Here is a 22005-nt window from a genome sequence, read left to right on the forward strand (position 1 = left end):
TAAAATCTCCAAAGCTAACTCCTCAAGTAGCTCCAGCTCCAAATCCTCTCCAAGAACGCATCACTCATCTTGAATCTATCCTCTTTGGCACAGCAACAACAAGAATCCAAAATCATCTTAACTACCAACTAGGACAAATCCTTATCCAAGATTCTAAATCTCTTTTTGGAATCTCTAAACTTCCTTTTAAGATTCTACTTACGATTCTAAAACACAAAAACAAAAAAAATCAAAAACCATTTCTCTTATAAACTAGGAGAAGCCTTCCTTACTTCTATCTCTGCGGGGGGGGGGGATTCTTGCCTTTATACGCAAAGCGCGTAAGTTAAAAGAGGAATATAAGAGATAGAGTTAAGATTCCATTGCAAAATCTAAAGTATGCTACATTATAGATTGCTATGACTTCTTATAGATAGAATCACAAGGACGAAGTGGGTGGCTTATGTTGAAGCAGGTGAGTTTGCATACTAAAGTGTAGCAAAGAAACAAAATTAGATAAATATAAAAAGATTAAGTAATCTTGTAGTAAAATTAATTGAATTTCATTGTTGCTATGCATGAGAAAGGGGTTAATAATGTTGCCATCTTGGAGCAAAGAAATTAGTGTGCATAATGAAAAAATTGATGCTCAACATAAGAAGTTATTTGAAATTGCGGGTCGTGCGTATATGATGACGGAAAAAAAATCTAGCAAAGAGGAAGTGATTGGGGTTTTGCGTGAGTTGCTAGAATACACAAAAGAGCATTTTAAAGATGAGGAGGAATATATGCAATCCATTTCATTTCCTCGTTTGGAAGCTCATAGGGTGAGACATCAAGAAATCATTAAGGATATGGTAAGCGCAGTAATGCAGGTGCAGAACCTCAATGGCTTAAAAGATGAAATTGCAAAAATTGCAAAAAACTGGCTTTTGGAGCATATCATTAAAGAGGATATGCAAATTGAAAAATTCCGTCGCAACACTTGTCCGCTTCCTCAAGCAAAACCAGTAGAATCAAAAAATACAGAAATACCTACGAATTTAGGGGATAGAAAAATTGAATACACCTGCAGTTGCCCCAACAAAGTGCATTATGTGCCAGTAGAAGTGGATCAAAAGATTCGTGCGGGTGGAGTGTTTAATTGCAAGGTTTGCAAACAAGCCATTCAACCAAAACAATAAGGAATACAAGAATGTTAGATAAAGATGAGCTAAATGAATATGTGTTAATGGCAAATGCTTTGCGTTTTCTTTGCGCAGATATGGTGCAAAATGCCAATAGCGGACACCCCGGAGCTCCTATGGGGTTAGCAGATATTGCGGTGGTGCTTGGGCTACATATCAAGTTGAATCCGAAAAATCCACAATGGATTAATCGGGATAGATTAGTCTTCAGCGGAGGACACGCAAGTGCGCTTGTGTATTCTCTACTGCATTTGTGGGGATTTGAAATAACTTTAGAGGATTTAAAAGATTTTCGCAAATTAAATTCTAAAACTCCCGGACACCCAGAATATAAGCATACTCCCGGAGTTGAAATTACGACAGGACCTCTTGGACAGGGAGTTGCTAATGCAGTAGGTTTTGCGATGGCGGGAAAATTAGCGCAAAATATGCTTGGGGAGGAGTTGATTAATCATAAAGTATATTGTCTATGTGGTGATGGCGATTTGGAGGAGGGAATCTCGTATGAAGCTGCTTCGCTTGCTGGGCATCATTGTTTGAATAATTTAATTTTAATTTATGATTCCAACAACATTACGATTGAGGGGGATTGTTGTGTTGCAATGAGTGAAAATGTCAAAGCGCGATTTGAAGCACAAAATTGGGAAGTATTAAGCATAGATGGGCATAATTTTATAGAAATTGATACTGCATTAGAAAAAGCAAAAAATGCGACTAAACCTGTGTTGATTATTGCAAGGACACAAATTGCCAAAGGTTCTCAAAGTCTTTGTGGTTCGCATAAAGCACACGGAGCACCTCTAGGGGTAGAGGAAATTTGCATATCCAAGGAATCTTTAGGGTTTAATCCAAAAGAGCAGTTTTTTATTCCGCCTTCTTCTAGGATTCGTTTTAAAAATACTGCTGAATCGGGAGAGTTAGCAAATCTTGAGTGGAATAAGGCATTTGCAAAGAGTAGCAAAAAGTCTCTTTTGGAGGAAATGTTAAAGCCAGATTTTAGCAAAATTATTTATCCTAGCTTTGAAGAACAAAAAAAGCAGGGCAAAACAATCGCAACACGCGCAAGTAATGGAATGATTCTTAATGCGATCGCACAAGCTTTACCCGGATTTGTTGGCGGAAGTGCAGATTTAGCACCATCTAATAATACAGAATTAAAAGGTAAGGGTGATTTTCCAAGGGGAAATAATTTTCATTTTGGAATCCGAGAACACGCAATGGGAGCAATCAGTAACGCAATTTCTAACTATGGTTTATTTTTGCCATTTTGTGCAACTTTTTTTGTTTTTAGCGATTATTTAGCACCAAGCGTAAGGGTGGCGAGTTTAATGCAAAGCAAGGTTTTTTATATTTGGACGCACGATTCTATTGGTGTTGGAGAAGATGGGGCGACACATGAGCCTATTGAGCAGTTAAGTCATTTTCGTTCTATGCCAAATCTAAATGTATTCCGTCCTTGCGATGCCTTTGAAAATATTGCTTGTTGGCAAGTGGCTTTTGCAATAGAGGGTCCTTGTGCCTTTGTTTTGAGTCGTCAAAATTTACCAATTTTGGAGAGTGTCAGTCAAGAAAATGTTAGCAAAGGAGCATATTTAAAATGCTCCTCTAAGCTAGACGCACAGAATCCAAAGATTACACTTTTAGCAAGTGGTAGCGAAGTGGAGTTAGCATTGAAAAGTGCGGATAAATTGGAGGAAGAGGAGATTGCTACACAAGTTGTGAGCGCACCAAGTTATGATTTATTTCTAAAAACAAGCAAGGAATATCAAGATTCTTTGTTGAAAGGCAAAGTGATAGCCATTGAGGCAAGTCGTGCTTTGGAATGGTTTGTTTTTGCTAATGAGGTGATTGGAATGTCTGGCTTTGGCGCAAGTGGCAAAGGAGAGGAGTTATTTAAGCATTTTGGCTTTAGTGTGGAAAATGTTGTTCGCATTGCGAAGTATCGTTTGGGGTAGAGAAGGTTGGGGAGTCTTCATCTTTTTTCAAATACCCGTGCAATGAAGCATTTTTTTGCGCAAAATTATACTGATAATTTTTTGCCTACTACAAAGAGTATTGCGGAGTTTTTGGATTTTGTTTTAAGGGTGGATAAAAAGCGGAAGATTCCGCCTTTTTTGCGCAATTTTTATCTATATCAAGCTATCCAAGAAAATTATCAAGATACACAAAAGTTGGGTAGTTTTGCTAAGAATTTCACACAATTTTTACTCAATTCCACTTTTTTTCTAAAATTTTATGATGAGTTAGTCGCAGAATGCGTATCTATAGATTCTTTGGAAAAGCTGGATATTTATGCCTTTTATGATGACCATTTAAGTGTTTTAAAGAGGGTTTTTGGAAGCTATCAGAAAAACTTAAATGAGAATCGTTTTTTTGATAAATATTTCTTAGAGGATTATAAAATCACTTTTGAATTATTAAGTGAATTTAGTGGGATTATTCTTCATTTAGAGGGATTCTTAAGCCGATTTGAAATGCGGGTATTTCGTGAGATTTCTAAACATTTGCCCATTACTTTTAGGATTACTTTGGATTCCTTTAATCGGGAATATTATGAAAAACTTTTTTGTCTATCTTTAGGGTTGGGCTTTTATGAAATCGTGCTATTTTGTGATGAATTTAGTTTGGATAATACAAAATTTCCTCTTATTCAAGAGAGGCAATCGCAGATTCAAGTGTTAGAGTTTAGAGATAAAATAGCAGAAGTAGGGGGAATTTTTGCTCAAATTGATTCTTGGTTGAGGCAGGGGGTGATGCCAGAACAAATTTGTATCATTTTGCCTAATGAAGAGTTTGCTAAATATTTACAACTTTTTGATAAAATGCGTAATTTCAACTACGCAATGGGAAATACTTTAAAAGATTCTACATTATATCGGAATCTCAAGGAATCTTTAAAGAATCAAATAAAGAAAAATTCGGCTTTGGATAAGAATGATGAGGAAGTTTATTCTTTGGTGTCTATTCCGAAATTTGAGAATTTTGATTCTTTTAAAGAATTTTTGCGAACATTAGAGGTAAATTCTAAGGAATTACAAGAGGTTCATACAAAGTTTTTAGAGGCTTTAGAGCAGTTTGATTTTGCGTTACAATACTTAACGCCCTTAAATACGCAGGAGAAAATTTTAGCCTTTTTGGAGATGATAGAGGAAGTTCAGCTTGATGACATTGGCGGTGGGCGCATTAATGTAATGGGAATTTTAGAGACACGTGGTGTTTGCCTTGATTATGTCATTATTCCAGAGTTTAATGCTGAAAATGTGCCAAATTTCAATCATAAAGATTTATTTTTAAATACTGCGATTCGGGAAAAAGTAGGTTTGCCTACCCCCAAGAATCGTGAGGATTTGCAAAAGCATTATTATGCGCAAATTTTACAAAAAAGTCGCGAAGTGTGGATTATGTGTGTGAATAATGAAGAAACCAAGCCTTCGCGTTTTTTGCTAGAGGATTCTATCTTTAAAAACATATCTACTTTGAAAGCAAGTTTGCAATATAGTGAATATTTTTTAAGCGGCAAGGCATTAGCTTATCAAGAGCGTGAAATCATCGCTCCTTTACGAGCAAGTTCTTTTAGTGCAACGAGTTTGCAATGCCTTTTGAGTTGTAAGCGCAAATATTATTATCGTTATGTCTTGGGATTTCAAGGCGCAGAAACAAGCAAAGTCAATATCGGTAGCAAAATCCACCAAATATTAAATGAAGTGTATAGAGAATCTCAAGAGTATTCAATAGATTCTATGTATAATGAAGTTTGCAAAAAGCTTAGAAAAAGTGATACCGCTCAAGAATCTTTTGAGAGTGCCTTAGCTGAAAAATATTTAAAGAATTTCTTTGAATACGAAAAAGTCCGTTTAGAATCTGGCTGGATTCCTTTTGCTTTTGAGCAAGATTTTTGCTTTGAGTTTGCAGGATTCGCACTTAAAGGGCGTATAGATAGGATAGATAGAAAAGACGATGAGGTTTGCGTATTGGATTATAAATACAAGCGTAATTTAAAGGCGGAATCCAAAAATTATGAAAAAGCCATAGACTTTCAATTGCCTCTTTATGTTTTGGCGATTCAAAAAGGTGCAATAGAGTCATTAGCTAATTCTAAGGAGGTTTTTGCAGGATTTTATGATTTGTATAATGCAAAAATTCTGTGTGAATACGATTTAAAAGCCAAGATAGAAGTTTTGCAAGAAAAGCTAGAGGCGATTAAAGAGGAATCCAAAGAGATGAATTTCACTTTAACACCAAAACGCGATGTGTGCCGATATTGTGATTTTATCTATCTTTGTAACCGCTATTAATTGCGCCTAAAACTCTTATAATAAAGAGTAGGCATAGACTTGCCATTAGAGCTTTGAATACATAGACTGATTGCTTGTGCATACTATCAAAAGCCACATTCGCGATTCCCTCTTCACCTAAACTCTGTGCTTGTAAGATGTAAGGAGTGTAGTAAAGCGTAAAAAGGAAAATCAAAACAATACTGATTAAGCCAAGAAAAGGTGCAATTCTAGCTCCACTTACGCGAAAAGATAAAATTTCATAGAAAAGAATAAAAACTGCTACAAGATTCAAGATGATATTCAATTTTACAAAAATGCTTGTCATTAGGATTCCTGATTGAAAAAGTGTCATTTCCAAACCCGGCACAATAGCAGAAGCGCGAAAAATAGAGGGCGCACTCAAAGCCCCACAAGCAATTAACGCACCAAGCGTAACGCCTAGAAAAAGCAGATAGAAGGCTAAAAAATAGGGTTGCAATCTAAAAAATCCTTGCATAAAAATCCTTTAATTTTTGTTGAATTATAACCAAAAGATTTTTAATTTGCCCAAGAATTTTTTATGGATTTGCAAAGATGTCCAAATGGGATTCGTAGAGGTTTTCTTGCATTTGAACCTCAAAGAATCCAAGCAAAGTGCTAAAAAGATTGTCGTGGGAATACTCTTTGGAATGCCTTTGTTTTGCAAGGTTGTTTAGTTTTTCATTATTGCTCCAAAAGATAAAAGGAATGTGTGTTTGTTCCTTAGGTGCTATAAAATAGGGCATTCCGTGCAGGTAGATTCCATTTTCGCCCAAGCTTTCCCCGTGGTCTGAAAGATACAAAAGGGCGACTTTGTGCGAGGATTGGAGGTTGTTTAATGTGTGAATGAGGCTTTGCAACAGAAAATCTGTGTAAAGAAGCGTGTTGTCATAGGTATTGAATATGGAATCTTGGGAGCATTGCGAGAGGTTGTTTGTCTTGCAAGTGGGGAGGAATCTCTCAAACTCCTTTGGGTATCTTTTGAAATAAGAAGGTCCGTGAGAACCTTGCAAATGAAGAATTAGTAGGAGATTTGGATTTTGGTTTTTTAGCATTTCTTTTGCCTTGTCTATTAACAATCCATCGTAATTTTCTGCAAAAAGATAACGCTCTTGCAATCTATCACACACGCCTTTGCAGCCGCCTGAATTGTTGCTAAGCCAAGTGATATAAACTCCTGCTTTTTGGAGAATATCCAAGATATTTTCTGTAAATTCGTTTGTTTTAAACTGGGTTCGCTTAGAATAAGAAAACATACAAGGCAAGGAAATTGCCGTGGAAGTTCCACAGGCATAGAAGTTTGGAAAAAACACGAGATTTGGAATTGACTGCGTGTAGAGGTTTGTAGGATTCTTTAGGTAACCTCCAAAAGAGTAGTTTTGCGCCCTTGCAGTTTCGCCCACTACGAGAATAAGCAGTTTTTTATCCTTTGGATTCTTTAAACTCGCGCTTGTGGTTAGAATCCTAAAATCTTTGTGAGTAAAATACCGCCCTTTGATGAGTTTTACGAGGCTGTAACCTTGATAAAAAGGTGTGTTGAAAAATCGTATTTGCTGATGAGTGCGTAAAAATGGAATAAGCCAAGCGTTTGAGAGTGAGAAGATTATTGCTGCGATTGTAAGAGAGGTTAGAAATGTGGTAAGTTGTAACATTAGCTGCTTTTTTGGATTCTTAAACTCAATTTGGATTTTATAAATACAAGAAAGAGGAAGCACTATCACAATAAAAACAAAGAGCAAAAATTTAAAAGACAAAAGTTCTTGAATTTTTTTTGTGTCTGTTTGCAGGACATTTTCCAGCATTGAAGTATCAATAATTACTCCAAAATTGTGTATAAAATACACGCAAAAGGCAGTGGGTAGGATTAAAAGAGTGAGGAGGATTTTTCCGAGATAAGGTAGAAAAAGAAGTGCGAAACTCGCAACCAAAAGAAAAAAATAAAGAAAAGAAAAGAGGAGAAAGTTTTGGAGATTTTCTCCTGCGTTAAAAACATAGGAAAAGAGAGGGAAATTCAAACAAGTAATGAAAAGACTTGCGAGAATCACAAAGGAAAGCTACGAGATTTTTAAGGGTTGCTTGGGATTTAAAAAAGAGAAAAAGTGAGAAAATGCGCTATGAAATGTTATCCTTGTCGGGGGGGGGGAGGATTTTTGTAAAGCATTTTTGGTCCTTAATGTTTATCTTAAAGGCGGAATTATAATACATTTTGCCAACAAAATCCAAAAGGGATTTTCTTTTTTGAAAATCTAGGTTATAATAATTAAAATTAGGAGTAAAAATGAATCAAGAAAAGAGCATAAAATGTCCAAATTGCGGAGAACGAATTGATGTGCAAGAGATTGTATATCATCAAATTGAGCAAAAAATTTATCAAGAAAATTTAGAATCCAAAAAGCAATTTGAAACAGAAATTGCACAAAAAAGAAAAGAATACCAACAAGCCTTTGAGGCATTACAAGTAGAGAAAGAATCCTTGCAAGAAAAAGTTCAACAAGCTACCAAAGAATCCCTAAAGCAAGAGAAGCAAAAACTTCAAGAATCTTTAAAGAAAGAAATGTTGCAAGAATATCAAGAATCCTTAAATGCGTTGCAAAAGGAATTAGAGGAAAAATCCAATCAAGTCAAGGATTTAAATTTAAGTAAAATAGAAATTGAGAAGTTAAAAAGAGAAAAAGAGGAGATAGAATCCACAATCAAAGCCCAAGCCCAAGAGCGTTTGAGCCAAGAAATGGCAGCTTTTAAAGAAAAAATCTCTAAGGAAATGGAATCGCAAAATGAGCTAAGATTCCGCGAAAAGGAACAGCAGTTAGAGGGGCTTAAAAAACAGCTCCAAGAAGCGCAGCGAAAAGCAGAGCTTGGTTCGCAGCAACTACAAGGAGAGGTTCAAGAGTTAGCAATAGAGGAATATTTGCAGACACAATTTCCTTTAGATGATATTACAGAGATTAAAAAAGGAGCTTATGGAGGGGATTGTGTGCAGGTTGTGCATACAAGAGAGATTCCAAATTGTGGCAAGATTTATTATGAAAGTAAGCGCACAAAAGATTTTCAACACGCTTGGATTGAAAAATTTAAAGCCGATATGCGCAAGAAAAATGTAGATATAGGGGTGATTGTGAGTGAAACAATGCCAAAGGAGCTAGAGCGAATGGGATTATTGGAGGGGGTGTGGATTTGCACTTTTGAGGAGTTTAAGGCTCTTTGTGTAGTGCTAAGGGAGGGTGTTATAAGAGTGAAAATTGTGCAAAAATCCCAAGAAAATAAGCAGGATAAAATGAGCTTACTTTATCAATATCTCACAAGTTCCGAATTTAAAATGCAAATTGAGGCGATTGTGGAGGGATTTACGCAAATGCAAAGTGATTTGGAATCCGAAAAACGCGCAATGCAAAAGTTGTGGAAACAACGCGAGAAACAAATCCAAAAAGTGCTTGAAAATACGATTGATTTTTATGGCTCTGTCAAAGGAATTGCAGGAAATGCGATAGGAAATGTCAGAGTGTTAGAGATTCCTTTTAAAGAGGAGGATTGAGATTCCAATTAATTGGGCTTTTGCTAAGTTGCGTCAAAATCGCATTGGTTTTTGAAAAATGCCGACAGCCTAAAAATCCGCTCCGCGCTAAGGGTGAGGGGTGTGCGGCTTCAAGGATAAAGTGTTTGGTGGGGTCAATCAAAGTCTTTTTGGCTTTTGCATAATTTCCCCAAAGTAAAAAGATGATTCCATTGCATTGTGTGCTAATGGTTGCAATCACAGCATCGGTAAATTGTTGCCAACCAAAATGTTGGTGAGAGGTGGGCTTACCTGCTTCCACGCTTAAAATGCTGTTTAAAAGCAGCACTCCCTCTTTAGCCCACGCGGTTAAATCCCCACTTTTTGCCTGTGGAATCCCTAAATCCGCTTCCAATTCCTTGTAAATGTTTTGCAGTGAGGGCGGAATCCTAACGCCTTGTGGCACGGAGAAAGATAGCCCCATTGCTTGATTGGGTTGATGATAAGGGTCTTGTCCTAGAAGCACGACTTTTAGTTGATGAAAAGGCGTGAGATTAAAGGCGTTAAAAGTGAGTTTAGCGGGAGGATAAATCACCGCACCGCTTGTTTTTGCTTCCAAATAATGTGCCTTAATCTCTGCAAAATAAGGCGATAGAAATTCATTTTTCAAGACTTCTTTCCAACCTTGTTCTATTTGGATATTTTCAAGTTTAATCTGCGATTCCAATGGATTCCCTTTAGTCTAGCTTCTGCGATTATCGCGCATAATGACATTAAAACGTTGCAATAAAATAGGATTGCTTGAGATGTCAAAATTCCCAACAATACGCGCAACATCGCGTTCATCTAGCACGCTTAATGCCTCTTTAAGCACCATAGCAAAAGCCAATTCATCTTCACTTAAAATCACATCTCCAATTTTTTTGGTATATTGTTTAATGAGGGCTTTTTCCTCTTTCTCCCTATTGCGGTCTTCAAGCAATACGCGTTCAATGTGGGATAAGACTTGGAATTTTTTAGCTTTTAAAACCGGTCGTGTATAGGCTTTCGTTAATGCCATAATGCGCTCAATAATATCGTTTTTCTCTTCCTCGTTCTCATAAAATTCTTCATAATTTTCATACATAGAATCGGGAAAATAATCGCGAATAATGTCGTATTTGGTGAGGGCAATTTTACTTAAACGTTCTTGATTGTTTTGAGCATTCATATTTGCAATACTTTCGCGTAGAAAATTGACATCCTCTCGCCTATCTCCATAGAATTTAAGTTGCTCAAATCGTTCTTCAGCTGGATAAAATTCACATAATTTTTCAATTCTATCCAAAAGGGTTTCTTGGTAAGCGCGATAAGCTACCTCTGTAATTTGCGTCATTTGTTTGTATTGTTTATCGCTAGATTGAGATAAAACAAGCTCTATTGTTTCATTTAAATCATATTTTTCAAAAATTTTTTCTATCGCATCATAAAGAATCGCAAAATTGATTTCTTCTACTGAAATGGCGTGATAGACTAATTCCATTGCGCTTTTAATGTAGTTTGTATCATCTTCTGCAATGATTTCGTGTTCTTTATCTGCTTGCAATGCGTTCATATAATCCATTATCCTATCTTTGCTAGTTTTCTTGAATAGTTTAGCTAAGTCTGACATCGTCATACTTTCTAATTTTTCTTTTGAGTGTCCATATTGGCTTAATTGCCAAATAATTTCGCGTCTATTCATTGGGCTACCTTATTTTTGGATTGTTGAATCCGCATTTTGAATGCTTTGCCACACTTTTAAGGCTTGGATATGTTCTTTAGTGTCGTGGCAGCGGATAATACTCGCACCATTTTTTAGGGATTCTAAATGAATGGCTAGAGTCCCGCTTAACCTCTCCTCTGTACTACAAGGCGTGATTTTATCAATGAGGCTTTTGCGACTTGCTCCCACCAAAAGCGGATAACCAAAATGTAAAAAATGCCCCAAATGCTTAAGGAGCGTTAAGTTGTGTGCCAAAGTTTTGCCAAATCCGATTCCAACATCAAGAATGATTTTTTGAATCCCACATTCCTTTAATGCCGCAATGCGGCTTTCAAAAAAGCTATCCACCTCTAAAAAAAGATTCTCATAATATGGATTGATTTGCATTTCTTTTGGATTGCCTTGCATATGCATTACCACACATTCGCAATCATAGCCTCGCACGGCTTCAAGCATAGCAGTATTGCGGAATCCTGTAATATCATTAATAATTTGAAAGCCATTATCTAGGCATTCTCTTGCGATATTTGGTGTGTAGGTGTCAATGCTTAGTGTGATTTTCTCATAGATTTTTTCTTGTCTAATAAATTCTAAAATGCCTTTTAAACGCGCCCGTTCCTCTTCCTCGCTCACCCACGCACTTCCCGGTCGTGTGCTTGCTGCGCCAATGTCTATAATCTCCACTCCCTCTTTAATCATTTCTAGGATTCTTGTGTTCGCCTCCTTGCCGCTTTTCCTAGAATCGCCATAAAAACTATCGGGAGTTGTGTTGATAATACCCATAATTTTGGGCGTTAATGTATGAAAATGCAAATGCGATTCTAAAGTCTGCGCAACTTGTTTTAGCCCAAAGGGTTGCATTTTTAGTTTTTTTAGCAATGCCTTGCTTTGGGAGCGCGTTAGCATTAAGATTCCATTGTAAAACTCTTTTTTATAAAGAATCGCGTCCCTTGGTAAGGCAAAATCTGCGCCAACCGCTAAGGCTTCTTGTTTTAAAATATTTGCCGCGGGGGCTTTTAAATCTTGGATTAAAAAGTGAAAGATTCTATCTTTATTGCGTAGAATCGCATACCCTAAAGCATCGCAGTTTAAACGCTTTAGTTCCAATTCTGAATTTTCTAAGTATTGCACGAAAGCCATTTGAATCCTTTAGGGAGTTTAGAAATTTTGGTTTGCAAATTGTTGCCTTTTCTTGCGTAAGATAAGCAAGAGCAAAACCAAAAGGATATTGTGAGGTTTTTCGCGTTGTTTTTCCCATTTAAGTGCGCTTTCAAAAGTCATTGTTTCTTTTAAGTCAAAATGCAATCCACTTTTAAGAGCATCTAAATATAAGCTTTGAATCTCTATTTTTAGATTTGTATCGTTTATTTCCTTTTGCTTTTCCTTTAGAAATGAATAGATTTTTTCCAAATTTAATGTGCGAATATCTAAGGTAAAATGAGGCAATTTTTGTTTTGTTGTATGATTTAAAATGGGCAATCTTGAGCGAATTGTGGGCAGAAGGAGAGATTTCATTTTGGCATATAAAACAAATACTACACCACTTGGAGGTTCTTCTAATATCTTTAAAAGTGCATTTTGTGCATAAATATTAAAAGAATTTGCCGCAATTAAAATTGTTTTTACTCCCTCATTTGCAATGTAGCTTTCATCAATAATTGCGCGTGAAATGTCTATATTTAACTCTTCTGCACAAAATAATTTATAATTTTGAGGATTTTGAAGATCATAACATCTGTTTGCTTCTTCAATAGGATTGTTCACAAGCAAAATATGTCCAATTTGAGATTTTGTCTGTGGGGTGGCTTGGGTAAAATCTACACTAGAATTTTGCATAAAAGTCCCAATTTAACCCAAATTTACGCGCCCAAACATCGCAGCTTCTAAGGTTAGATTAAAGATTCTATACATTTGCATTAATTTAATATCCACTAAGGAATCCGTAGATTGCAAGGTGAAGCTATTTTGTAATTGTGTATCAAAAATCCATAAAAAACAATCCTCGTGGCTTAACGCAAGTTTTGCCCTTGTAGTATCATTATGACCCACATACCAAAAAAAATATTTTTGAGAAAAGATATTATCTAAATAGTCATTAATGAGGGCAATATCGGTTTCGTTTTTGCGTGTCTTGTCTAGTTGTGGAAAGAAAGAATGAATGCTTACTATTGGCACATAGGGGCGATTGCTGGAGCGGTTTATAGACTGCATAACATAGTGCATAAACCATTCTCTATCGTTATCTGTGATTAAGATGAGACTATCGCCATTAAAGATTCTTTGTAAGGCACGTTTTGCTAATGGAATCCACTCAAATTTACGCTCCTCAAGCCAAGTAGGGTGGCTTGCATCATAACGCAAAGCCTGTAATGTCCAACTAGATAAATCTTGCATAAAATGATCGCTATTTTTCTAGTTCGTATGTGCTATGCAAAGTGCGAATCGCTAGTTCAGCGTATTTTAGGCGGATTATCATAGAAATTTTAATTTCACTTGTACTAATCATCATAATGTTGATATTATCCTCTGCAAGGGCTTGGAAAGCTTTTGCCGCAACACCACTATGGGATTTCATACCTACGCCTACAATAGAAACTTTTGCAATATCACTATCGTAATCAATGCTTTCTACATTGCTTTCAAATGCTTTTAGAACGCGTTTTGTGTTCTCTAGCTCTACTTCTGGAATCGTGAAGTCTAAATCTGTCTTGCCATCGCGCCCGATTGTCTGCACAATCATATCTACATTAATGTTTGCCTCACTCAATGCACCAAAAATTTCTGCTGCGATTCCGGGTCTGTCCTCTACATTGCAAATACTTACTCTTGCTTGGTTTTTATCTAATGCGATTCCGCTTACGATTGGGTGTTCCATAATTTCTTCTTCCTTTGTGATTAATGTTCCTTCGTTGTGATTGAAGCTATTTCTTGTAACTAAATTAACGTTGAGTTTTTTTGCCATTTCAACCGAGCGATTGAGCAGCACTTTTGCGCCCATAGAAGCGAGTTCTAGCATTTCATCATAGCTAACTTTATCAATTTTTTTAGCCTTAGGTTCAATGCGCGGGTCGGTTGTATAAACGCCATCTACATCGGTGTAGATTTCACACAAATCGGCTTGCAATGCCCCTGCAAGTGCTACCGCAGATAAATCGCTTCCACCGCGTCCAAGTGTTGTAACCTCTCCCTTCTCTGTAACGCCTTGAAATCCTGCAACCACGACAATATAATCTTTTGCAAGTAAATCATTTAATCGCGTTGTGTCAATGGATTCTATTCTTGCTTTTGTGTGCGAAGAATCTGTAATCATTCCAGCCCCTCTACCACTTAGAGAGATTGCCTTGTAGCCTAGCTCTTCTAGCGCAATAGCAAGTAATGCGCTTGTAACGCGCTCTCCAGCACTTAGCACCATATCCACTTCACGCGTATTGGGAAGCCTTGAGAAAAACTTTGTATAGCCTAGTAGCTTATCTGTCTCCCCGCTCATCGCAGATACAACGACTACCAAGCCATTACCTGCTTTTTTGGATTCAATTACGCGTTTTGCAACATTTTGGATTCTTTCACAATCTCCAACACTTGTTCCGCCATATTTTTGAACAATCAACATTATAAATAACCCTTTCTTTTAAAATATTCCAAAACCTGTTTATACACAGGACGTTTAAAATAAGTGATATGATTAAACAAATCTCCTAGTTGGACAAATTTATATGCGTCAAATTCCGGTTTTTCTGTATCAATGTCAATTTTTCCTTGTTTTTGTAGTCGCACCAAAAAGTATTTTTGGATTTGTCCATCATAGGGATACATTTTTTCAACAACCTGTGGTGGAAAATCATAACTAATCCATTCAGGGTATTCCGCAACAATATCAACCTTATCCGTTCCTATCTCTTCTTTTAATTCGCGAAACAATGCTTCTTTTGGGCTTTCAGATTTATCAATTCCGCCTTGAGGGAATTGCCACGCATTTTTAATATCTGTGCGACTCGCGATAAAAAGCTCACACACTAGCGGATATTTAGGGGAAAGGATAATAGCAGCGACATTGGGTCTATAAGTTTTGGTTTCTTTTTTCACTCGCCACTCCTTTTAAAAATCATCTCGGGAATAATAATTTAAAAGTTTTTAAATGTAGTTGATATTAAGTTCTTTTTTTATAAAATTATCGCAATTTTTTAATTTTGGCTAAAATTTATGATAACTTTTGAATGATGATTACGAAGATAATCTTAAAAAAGTAAAAAGACAAAATTAATCCTTTAAATAAAAAATCCCAAGAGGGAAATTTATCTATATCAAAAGAAAGAGTAATGCAAAAGATTCAGCAACGACAAGAGGAGATTTTAAAAATTGCGAGTGAGTTGTTTTTAAAATATGGTTATAAAAAGACAAGTTTGCAAATGATTATTGAGAGGACAGGAGGTTCGTTTGCAACAATTTATAAGTTTTTTAATAATAAAGAGGATTTGTTCCAAAAAGTTATAGAATCCAACCATAAAAATTTTATTGAGACACTAAAAGAAATTTTTGTTCAAAATGTGGATTCCCATTTGAATGTGGAAAAGTATTTCTATAATATCGGCTTGTGTTTGATTGAGGAAATGTTAAAAAAAAATAATATTGCTCTTATGCGATTAACCATAATAGAAGCTCATAAAAGTCCGAATCTCATAAAAGCTTTTCATCAATCCGCAGCCGATGTTAATTATTTTTTTTCTAAGGGAATTGAATATTATAATGACAAATACCATTTAGATATCAAAAAGAATGAGATTGAAGAATATGCTAGATTGTTGGTTCGGTTGATTGTTGAGCCTTATTTTCTCTATCCCTTGCTAGACCCCGACTATAAACCACCCAAAAAACAAGAAATTAAATCTAGCCTAAAGAGTGCCATTGAGATTTTTATGCTGTATCTTAAAAACAACAAGGAGACGAAATGACAATAGATGTTGCTTTATTGAATCGCCTAACAAAACTAGGTGGAATCACATTAGAAGAAGAGAAATTAGAGGAGACAAAGAGCCATTTAAGCGAGATTGTGGATTTTGTAGAAAATATTAATAAACTAGACTTAGATGGGATTCCTGCTTCTTTTAATCCGCTAGATTCTAAATTGCCTATGCGCGAAGATATTATAGAATCCAAACCGCAAATCGCAAAAGATGTTCTTAAAAATGCCCCAAGCGCAGAGGATAATTTCTTTATCGTGCCAAAGATTATTGAGTAATAAAGGCTGTGTAAAGCACCACTGAATTTAGCAGCGGTTTTTATTGTTCCACTAGAATCTGCATTTTGGAATCTTTTAGCTCAACATAAAGTTCTTTTTTGCCGTGGAAATTGTAGCTTGGTGCTTTATAGTCTTCAAAAAATGAGATTCTAAATAAATTTTTATTTGCTTCATTGGGATAGGGCGAGATATTGATTTTAGAAAACGCAATGTGTTTGGATTCTTTTTTTGCAAAGATTCTTTGCTTGTTTTGTGCAAAGTCATTATATCTCATTCCATCAAAGCGGATAAAATCAGGGCTGTAAAATTCTAAATATTTTTCCACATTATTGACTTTCCAAGCTTCTTTCCAAGTATAGAGACTTGCTAGGAGTATGCTTAAGTCCGCTTTGCTTACTTCTTTGGGTGTGTTTTCATAGGTGATAAGCAGAGAATCTCTGTAATGAATAATGGAATCCACAAAAGAGAGTTGATTGTTTTCTATTGCAATGCAACCACGTGTATTTAACTCTTCGCGGTTGCCATTGAGAGGCATTCCGTGAATCCAAATGCCGTATCCCGTGCGTTTTTGAAGTCTATCAAATAGATTAGGGTAGCTTGTGCTAAATGCGAGGGGTCCATAATATTGGTCTAAATTTGTCAAACGCGCATTAAGCGTATAAACGCCAATCGGTGTGGCTAAATCCCCTTCTTTTTCTTTGTGTCCCCCTTTGGAGCCTACCAAACTTTTGGTGTTTAGTTTTTCCTCCCACTTGTTTTTCTCTAACACATAGAGTTTTAATGTGGGTGAATTTTTACTAGCAACAAACAAATATTGCAAATCTTCATAGTAGCCAAAACGCGTATCTTGTGATTTCAAAGCCTCTTCCCAATATGCACGATTTTGAATCACGGATTCTATCTTGCGTTCTAATGCTTTGATTCCGCCCTCATTATAGAGCTTTACCCATTCAAAATCACTTGCTTGAGCCACCGAAATTGCTAAAAATAATCCAAAGATTTTACAAACTTTCATAAAGATTCCCGTAATTTTATAATTAATCCTCAAAATTATACCCCATTTTTTTAAGATTTTCACGCTCTTTACACCAACTTGGAACGACTTTTACAAAAATTTCCAAAAAAACCTTTTGTTGTATGAAAGATTCTAGTTTTAAACGCGCTTTTTGTCCGATGCGTTTAAGTGTCGCACCGCCTTTGCCAATTACCATACCTTTTTGGCTTTCTTTATGCACAATAATTGTAGCTTTGATGTGATGAAGGTGTGGCTTTTCTTTATAGAGTGTGATTTGTACATCGCTTTCATAAGGCAATTCATCGCTAAGATTGTCAAATACAACCTCTCTAATCATTTCTTTTGCGATTTCTTTTGTTGTATTTGGGCTTAATATTTCGGGGTCATAGTAATAAGGATTTATGGGCATAAGATTTGCAACTACTTCTGCTACTCGCTTTAAACTACCCAAATCTTTAATGGAAATAGGAATGAGGGCTTGATATTCTTTTTGATATTTTTCATAAGTTTTAATTGCTTCAAAAAGTGCTTCTTTGGAGACGGAATCTATTTTGGTTAGCAATAGAATATGGGGTTTTTTTGCGTGTTTTAAAAAATCCTCGTAGTAGCTGATTTTATCTGTAACGGGGGCTAAAAACAATAAAATATCGCAATCGCTCATTGCTCGCATTGCTTCTTTGAGCATATATTGATTGAGTAGCTTTTCTTGGTTGTGGATTCCGGGTGTATCTACAAAAACAATTTGGGTTGCACCCTCCATAAAAATTAAGTGCATTCGTTTGCGTGTAGCATTTGCTTTATGAGAAACAAGTGCTAACTTTTCTCCCAAAATCGCATTTAAAAAGCTACTTTTGCCGGCATTTGGTCGTCCAAGCACTGCTACAAATCCAGCCCTTGTGGAATCGGATTTATAGGGTGGTTGTTGTGTGTTTGAGGAGTGATTTTTGAGTTTTTCCAATGGTAGATTCCAAAAACCTATAAAATATAACGCGCAACATCAGAATCTGCCACAAGGGATTCTAGTTTTTCTGTTACAAGCGATTCGGTAATTTCTACTTCCTGTCCTTTGTAGTTTTCTGCTTCAAAGCTAATTTCCTCTATCACTTGTTCTACCACCGTGTGTAGGCGTCTTGCCCCAATATCCTCTGTTTTTTCGTTTGCTACTTGGGAATAATGCGCTAAAGCCCGAATTGCAGAATCGTTGAATTTCAAAGTTACGCCCTCTACACCCAAGAGTGCTTCATATTGTCGTAAGATGGAATTTTTTGTTTGAGTTAGAATCTTGTAAAGTGCTTCTTCGTCTAAACTATCTAATTCTACGCGTAATGGAAATCGTCCTTGTAATTCAGCAATCAAATCGCTTGGTTTGCTTAGACTAAAAGCACCTGCTGCAATGAATAAAATATGGTCTGTTTTAATGCTGCCATATTTGGTATTTACAACACTGCCTTCTACAATCGGCAGTAAGTCGCGTTGCACACCCTCTTTGCTTGGGTCTTGACGACTTTGCCCATTGCCACTTACTGCAACTTTATCAATCTCATCAATAAAGATAATTCCGCTATTTTCCGCACGTTTAAGCCCTTCGTGCTTGATAGCCTCCAAATCAAGCAAGGCTTCACTCGCCTCAACTTTAAGCAATTCTTTTGCCTCTTGAATCGTTACTTCTTTTTTGGGATTCTCTTTGGGGGAGGCGATAAAGACTTTTGCGATTGTTTCTTGCACTTTTGCAAACTCTGCTGGCATATTGCTATCTTCAATCTCAAAGGCTCTTTTAGGGATTTCAATTTCAATTTTTAGATGGTCCATTTCCCCATTTTGCACTTTGGTGCGCATTTTATTGCTTGCATTTTCGTATTCTTCAATTTTTTGCTCACTTGCTCCTTTGGGGAGAGGAGGGATTAGCTTTTCAATGATTTTATCCAATACATATTTTTCAATATCTTTTGTGTTTTTGTGGCGGTGTTCCTCTTTAACTAGATTAATGGAAGCAACCACCAAATCACGCACCATAGATTCTACATCACGTCCAACAAAACCCACTTCTGTATATTTACTAGCCTCTACTTTAATAAAGGGCAATCCCATCATTTTTGCCATTCTTCTTGCGATTTCTGTTTTACCAACCCCTGTAGAGCCTATCATAAGAATGTTTTTTGGCATAATTTCCTCTTGAATCTCTTTAGGAAGTTGTAGTCGGCGGTAACGATTCCTAAGTGCGATACTCACGATTTTTTTAGCTTCTTTTTGTCCGATAATGTATTCGTCTAAATATTCTACTATGGCTTTGGGTGTCATTGCTGTTACATTTTTCACGATAATTCCTAGAGTTCTAAAATTTTAATATTTGTATTGGTATAAATACAAAGCTCACCTGCAATTTTAAGGGATTCTAATACAATCTCCTTTGGCGTTAAAGCATTGGTGAATCTATCTAATGCGCGTGCGGCACTTAAGGCATAGTTTCCACCGCTACCAATGGCTGCGATTTTGCCATCTTCTGGTTCCACAACATCTCCTGTGCCACTTAAGATAAAAATATGTTCTTTATCTAGCACAATCATCATTGCTTCTAAGCGTCTTAAATATTTATCCTTACGCCATTCTTTGGAAAATTCCATTACAGATTTGAGTAAATCACCCTTTTTATTCTCTAAGATTCGCTCAAACATATCAAAAAGCGTAAAAGCATCTGCAGTGCTTCCGGCAAAACCACTTAGAATCTTGCCTCCATAGAGAGTGCGAATCTTTGTCGCATTTCCTTTTAAAACGCAATTTCCAAAAGTTACTTGCCCATCACCGCCAATCACTGCCCCCTTGTCGCTTTTATAAGCTAGAATCGTTGTTGCCTCAAACATTATTGCGCCTCTACATCAACTTTTAAAGTTGCGTGGATTCCGTGTCCAAGCTTAATTTCTACTTCATAAATTCCTGTGGATTTAATGGGGCTTTTTAGTTCAATCGTTTTTTTGTCTATTTCAATGCGATGCTCTTTTGCAAGTGCTTCTGCAATATCCTCCTTGGTGATTGCACCATAAAGTGAGCCATTTGCCCCTACTTTTTGAATGATTTTTACTACAATTTCAGAGATTTTTTTTGCAGTCATTTCCATTAAAGATTTTTCCTCTGCTGCCATTTCCGCCGCTTTTTTTTGTGTCGCTTTGTAGCGATTAATCACTTCATTTGTGGCAAAATCTGCCAATCCTTTGCCAACTAAAAAATTTCTTCCATAACCATCTTTGACTTCACAAATATCACCTTTTTTACCTAAACCTTTAACATCTTGCAATAATAAAACTTTCATTTCATTCCTTTTGGCATTGTATTGTATGGGTAGTATTGTAGCAGATTTTTGCTAAGTTTTAAATGCTCCAACTTTATGACAGACAAAACTTGTTTTTAAGCAAGGGTTTTGGTTAGAATGTCTGCTTATCCATATATAAAGGATAAATAAAAATAAACACCAAGGAAAAGCAATGTATGACATTAATAAGATAAGAGTTTGTATATTTTTTTCTTTATTATTATTGTTTTTTTAAATAAGTTGGAGTTGCAGTATGACAAAAAATTATTTTATTGATGGGGTAAAAGATTCGTCTATTTTTGGCGTTTCTTTTATTTTTCTCTATCTTTCCATTGGCGCAAATGCGTTTGAAAACAACTTAAGTTTTTTTGAGAGTCTCTCCACGACACTTTTTGTTTTTTCAACGCCCTTGCAATTTTTGCTTGTGCAGAGTTATTATGATGGCTATGTTTTGATTCCTTTGATTTTGGCGATGAATGCGCGATTTTTGCTAATGTCTGCCACACTTGCTCCCTATTTAAAGCGCACAAATCTTTTTTGGCTCTCACTTTCTAGCATTTTAATTTGTCCCTCTGTGTTTAGTGGCTGTGTTTCTAAGTTTAAACAAATGAGTGAGTCGCCTTTTGCTTATTTTTTAGGGCTTGGTTTGCCAATATGGATTGTTTCGCTCATTTGCACAGGTATAGGGTATAGCACAGGAGCGGCTCTTAGTTCGCCCGAGCTTAAACAAATTATCTCTCTTGTGCTACCTCTGCAATTTACGGGACTTGCGGCGAAGCATTATCCAAACATTAAAGAGGTGGGAAGCTATTTTTGGGGCTTCATTCTCGCACCCTTGATGATAGCTTTTAGCCCAAAATTTTATCTGCTGATTCTACCTTTTGTGATAGGGTTTGCAATGTTGGTCTATGATGAAGCGCAGAGAAAACGCGCAACAAGGGGGTAAAGATGAGTTTGTTTTGGATTTTGCTAATCTTTTCGGCAGTTAGTATTTTTATTTGCAGAATCACACCGTTTTTCTTTGCAAATCACTCCATACTTGGCAATCAAGATGGCAGATTTTATCGCTTTTTAACTTACAGCACACAGGCAATGCTTGGGGCGATTGTGTATGCGACTGCATTTTTTACGCGTGATATTACGCAGCTATTGAGTGAGTTTGCACTCATTGATGCTGTGAAAGTTGCTTTGTTGCTGCTTGTGTTTTTTGGCACACTTTGGACAAATCGCCTTTTAAGTGCGTTTTTGTTAGCGTTAGTGATTTTTGTAGGCTTTGTGCTTGGGGTTTCTTAAGTATCTAGTGTGTTCTTTAAGTGCGCATAAATGGATTCTACAAACGGAATCTTTAAAACAATCCAACTGCAACCTTGTCATTGCGAGGAATGAACAAAGTGAATGCCGAAGCAATCCATAATCTAGCATAAAGAAAAACTTTACAATAGAAGCTTTACAAATGAGATTTCGCATTATGGATTGCCACGACTTCTTACGAAGTCTCGCAATGACGAAACCAAAGCATCTGCTACTCCGTCATTGCGAGGCAAAGCCGAAGCAATCCATAATCAAGCACACAGAAATCTTAACGATGGAATCCAAAAAGGCGAGATTCCACATTGTAGATTGCCACGAATCGCGTTGCGATTCTCGCAATGACGCGGAGGGTTTTGCGATCGTTCCTCACAAGGACACAACCTGTCGCAACCTTGTGGTATAATTTTATTCCAAACAAGTGTTAATTCATATTCTATATAAGGC

23 protein-coding genes and 1 pseudogene are annotated in these 22005 nt (G+C 36.5%); 10 read left to right on the top strand and 14 right to left on the bottom strand.

The annotated features are described in order from the left end of the window. From BS85_RS11705 to BS85_RS0103695, 4 genes and pseudogenes are all read left to right on the top strand, one after another. A pseudogene (locus BS85_RS11705) lies at positions 1-251 on the top strand (hypothetical protein); the annotation flags it as partial. Positions 252-575: 324 nt separating this feature from the next. Then, entirely contained in the window at positions 576-1163 is a 588-nt protein-coding gene (locus tag BS85_RS0103685) for a bacteriohemerythrin (protein WP_026943612.1), read from the top strand. Between the two features lie 11 nt (positions 1164-1174). Further along, positions 1175-3121 (top strand): transketolase, encoded by a 1947-nt coding sequence (tkt, locus tag BS85_RS0103690; RefSeq protein WP_026943613.1) that lies wholly within the window; start codon positions 1175-1177, stop codon positions 3119-3121. 42 nt (positions 3122-3163) lie between these two features. Beyond that, entirely contained in the window at positions 3164-5461 is a 2298-nt protein-coding gene (locus BS85_RS0103695; protein WP_051604672.1) for a PD-(D/E)XK nuclease family protein, read from the top strand. On the opposite strand, the gene BS85_RS0103700 is transcribed toward BS85_RS0103695, so the two are convergent. Both BS85_RS0103700 and BS85_RS0103705 read right to left on the bottom strand, forming a co-directional pair. Continuing rightward, positions 5436-5939, bottom strand: a complete 504-nt coding sequence (locus BS85_RS0103700; protein WP_034551118.1) for a DUF4149 domain-containing protein — start codon at positions 5937-5939, stop codon at positions 5436-5438. The two genes, BS85_RS0103695 and BS85_RS0103700, sit on opposite strands and share 26 nt — an antisense overlap. A 61-nt stretch (positions 5940-6000) precedes the next feature. Beyond that, positions 6001-7506 carry a phosphoethanolamine transferase gene (locus tag BS85_RS0103705; protein ID WP_026943616.1) on the bottom strand — a complete coding sequence of 502 codons (1506 nt, stop codon included), beginning with the start codon at positions 7504-7506 and terminating at the stop codon, positions 6001-6003. Positions 7507-7739: 233 nt separating this feature from the next. On the opposite strand from BS85_RS0103705, the gene BS85_RS0103710 reads away from it, so the two are divergent. After that, positions 7740-8993, top strand: a complete 1254-nt coding sequence (locus BS85_RS0103710; RefSeq protein ID WP_026943617.1) for a DUF2130 domain-containing protein — start codon at positions 7740-7742, stop codon at positions 8991-8993. On the opposite strand, the gene ung is transcribed toward BS85_RS0103710, so the two are convergent. The 7 genes from ung to BS85_RS0103745 are packed head-to-tail and all read right to left on the bottom strand — an operon-like array spanning position 8977 to position 14778. After that, entirely contained in the window at positions 8977-9678 is a 702-nt protein-coding gene (gene ung, locus BS85_RS0103715; RefSeq protein ID WP_026943618.1) for a uracil-DNA glycosylase, read from the bottom strand. The genes BS85_RS0103710 and ung overlap by 17 nt on opposite strands. A gap of 15 nt (positions 9679-9693) precedes the next feature. After that, on the bottom strand, positions 9694-10674 hold the full coding sequence (locus tag BS85_RS0103720; RefSeq protein WP_026943619.1) for a hypothetical protein: 981 nt from the start codon (positions 10672-10674) through the stop codon (positions 9694-9696). A 9-nt stretch (positions 10675-10683) separates the two neighbouring features. Further along, a complete protein-coding gene (gene folP, locus BS85_RS0103725) occupies positions 10684-11835 on the bottom strand; it encodes a dihydropteroate synthase (protein ID WP_034551121.1) in 1152 nt (383 codons plus the stop codon). Positions 11836-11853: 18 nt separating this feature from the next. Then, complete coding sequence (locus BS85_RS0103730) at positions 11854-12531, bottom strand: DNA polymerase III subunit delta' (RefSeq protein ID WP_051604673.1); 678 nt, start codon at positions 12529-12531, stop codon at positions 11854-11856. Between the two features lie 12 nt (positions 12532-12543). Beyond that, positions 12544-13089: a HobA family DNA replication regulator gene (locus BS85_RS0103735; RefSeq protein WP_026943622.1), complete on the bottom strand. Its 546-nt coding sequence runs from the start codon at positions 13087-13089 to the stop codon at positions 12544-12546. A 10-nt stretch (positions 13090-13099) separates the two neighbouring features. Continuing rightward, entirely contained in the window at positions 13100-14305 is a 1206-nt protein-coding gene (locus BS85_RS0103740; protein WP_026943623.1) for an aspartate kinase, read from the bottom strand. Further along, complete coding sequence (locus BS85_RS0103745) at positions 14305-14778, bottom strand: RNA pyrophosphohydrolase (protein ID WP_026943624.1); 474 nt, start codon at positions 14776-14778, stop codon at positions 14305-14307. Before BS85_RS0103745 ends, BS85_RS0103740 begins: the two co-directional genes overlap by 1 nt. Before the next feature lie 233 nt (positions 14779-15011). On the opposite strand from BS85_RS0103745, the gene BS85_RS0103750 reads away from it, so the two are divergent. Both BS85_RS0103750 and gatC read left to right on the top strand, forming a co-directional pair. After that, positions 15012-15644, top strand: coding sequence for a TetR/AcrR family transcriptional regulator (locus BS85_RS0103750; protein ID WP_034551123.1), 633 nt, complete (start codon positions 15012-15014; stop codon positions 15642-15644). Beyond that, positions 15641-15931 carry an Asp-tRNA(Asn)/Glu-tRNA(Gln) amidotransferase subunit GatC gene (gatC, locus tag BS85_RS0103755; RefSeq protein WP_026943626.1) on the top strand — a complete coding sequence of 97 codons (291 nt, stop codon included), beginning with the start codon at positions 15641-15643 and terminating at the stop codon, positions 15929-15931. Before BS85_RS0103750 ends, gatC begins: the two co-directional genes overlap by 4 nt. Positions 15932-15971: 40 nt before the next feature. Here gatC and BS85_RS0103760 read toward each other — a convergent pair whose 3' ends face one another. Genes BS85_RS0103760 through rplI form a run of 5 tightly spaced genes read right to left on the bottom strand, consistent with a single transcriptional unit; the run spans position 15972 to position 20250 of the window. Then, complete coding sequence (locus BS85_RS0103760; RefSeq protein ID WP_051604685.1) at positions 15972-16946, bottom strand: L,D-transpeptidase family protein; 975 nt, start codon at positions 16944-16946, stop codon at positions 15972-15974. Between the two features lie 22 nt (positions 16947-16968). Then, a complete protein-coding gene (era, locus tag BS85_RS0103765; RefSeq protein ID WP_051604674.1) occupies positions 16969-17904 on the bottom strand; it encodes a GTPase Era in 936 nt (311 codons plus the stop codon). Positions 17905-17921: 17 nt separating this feature from the next. Further along, positions 17922-19244 (bottom strand): ATP-dependent protease ATPase subunit HslU, encoded by a 1323-nt coding sequence (hslU, locus tag BS85_RS0103770; RefSeq protein ID WP_026943629.1) that lies wholly within the window; start codon positions 19242-19244, stop codon positions 17922-17924. A gap of 26 nt (positions 19245-19270) precedes the next feature. After that, on the bottom strand, positions 19271-19804 hold the full coding sequence (hslV, locus tag BS85_RS0103775) for an ATP-dependent protease subunit HslV (protein ID WP_026943630.1): 534 nt from the start codon (positions 19802-19804) through the stop codon (positions 19271-19273). Beyond that, the gene (gene rplI / locus BS85_RS0103780; RefSeq protein ID WP_026943631.1) at positions 19804-20250 is read right to left on the bottom strand and encodes a 50S ribosomal protein L9; all 447 of its coding nucleotides are present in this window, start codon (positions 20248-20250) and stop codon (positions 19804-19806) included. Before rplI ends, hslV begins: the two co-directional genes overlap by 1 nt. A 253-nt stretch (positions 20251-20503) precedes the next feature. Here rplI and BS85_RS0103785 point away from each other — a divergent pair, with 253 nt between their 5' ends. From BS85_RS0103785 to BS85_RS11285, 3 genes are all read left to right on the top strand, one after another. Further along, positions 20504-21196: an AzlC family ABC transporter permease gene (locus BS85_RS0103785; protein WP_026943632.1), complete on the top strand. Its 693-nt coding sequence runs from the start codon at positions 20504-20506 to the stop codon at positions 21194-21196. Between the two features lie 2 nt (positions 21197-21198). Further along, positions 21199-21543: a hypothetical protein gene (locus BS85_RS0103790; protein WP_026943633.1), complete on the top strand. Its 345-nt coding sequence runs from the start codon at positions 21199-21201 to the stop codon at positions 21541-21543. A 160-nt stretch (positions 21544-21703) separates the two neighbouring features. After that, complete coding sequence (locus BS85_RS11285) at positions 21704-21964, top strand: hypothetical protein (protein ID WP_156938038.1); 261 nt, start codon at positions 21704-21706, stop codon at positions 21962-21964. The last annotated feature ends 41 nt before the right edge of the window (positions 21965-22005 follow it).

The organism is Helicobacter rodentium ATCC 700285 (assembly GCF_000687535.1).
Classification (GTDB): domain Bacteria; phylum Campylobacterota; class Campylobacteria; order Campylobacterales; family Helicobacteraceae; genus Helicobacter_D; species Helicobacter_D rodentium.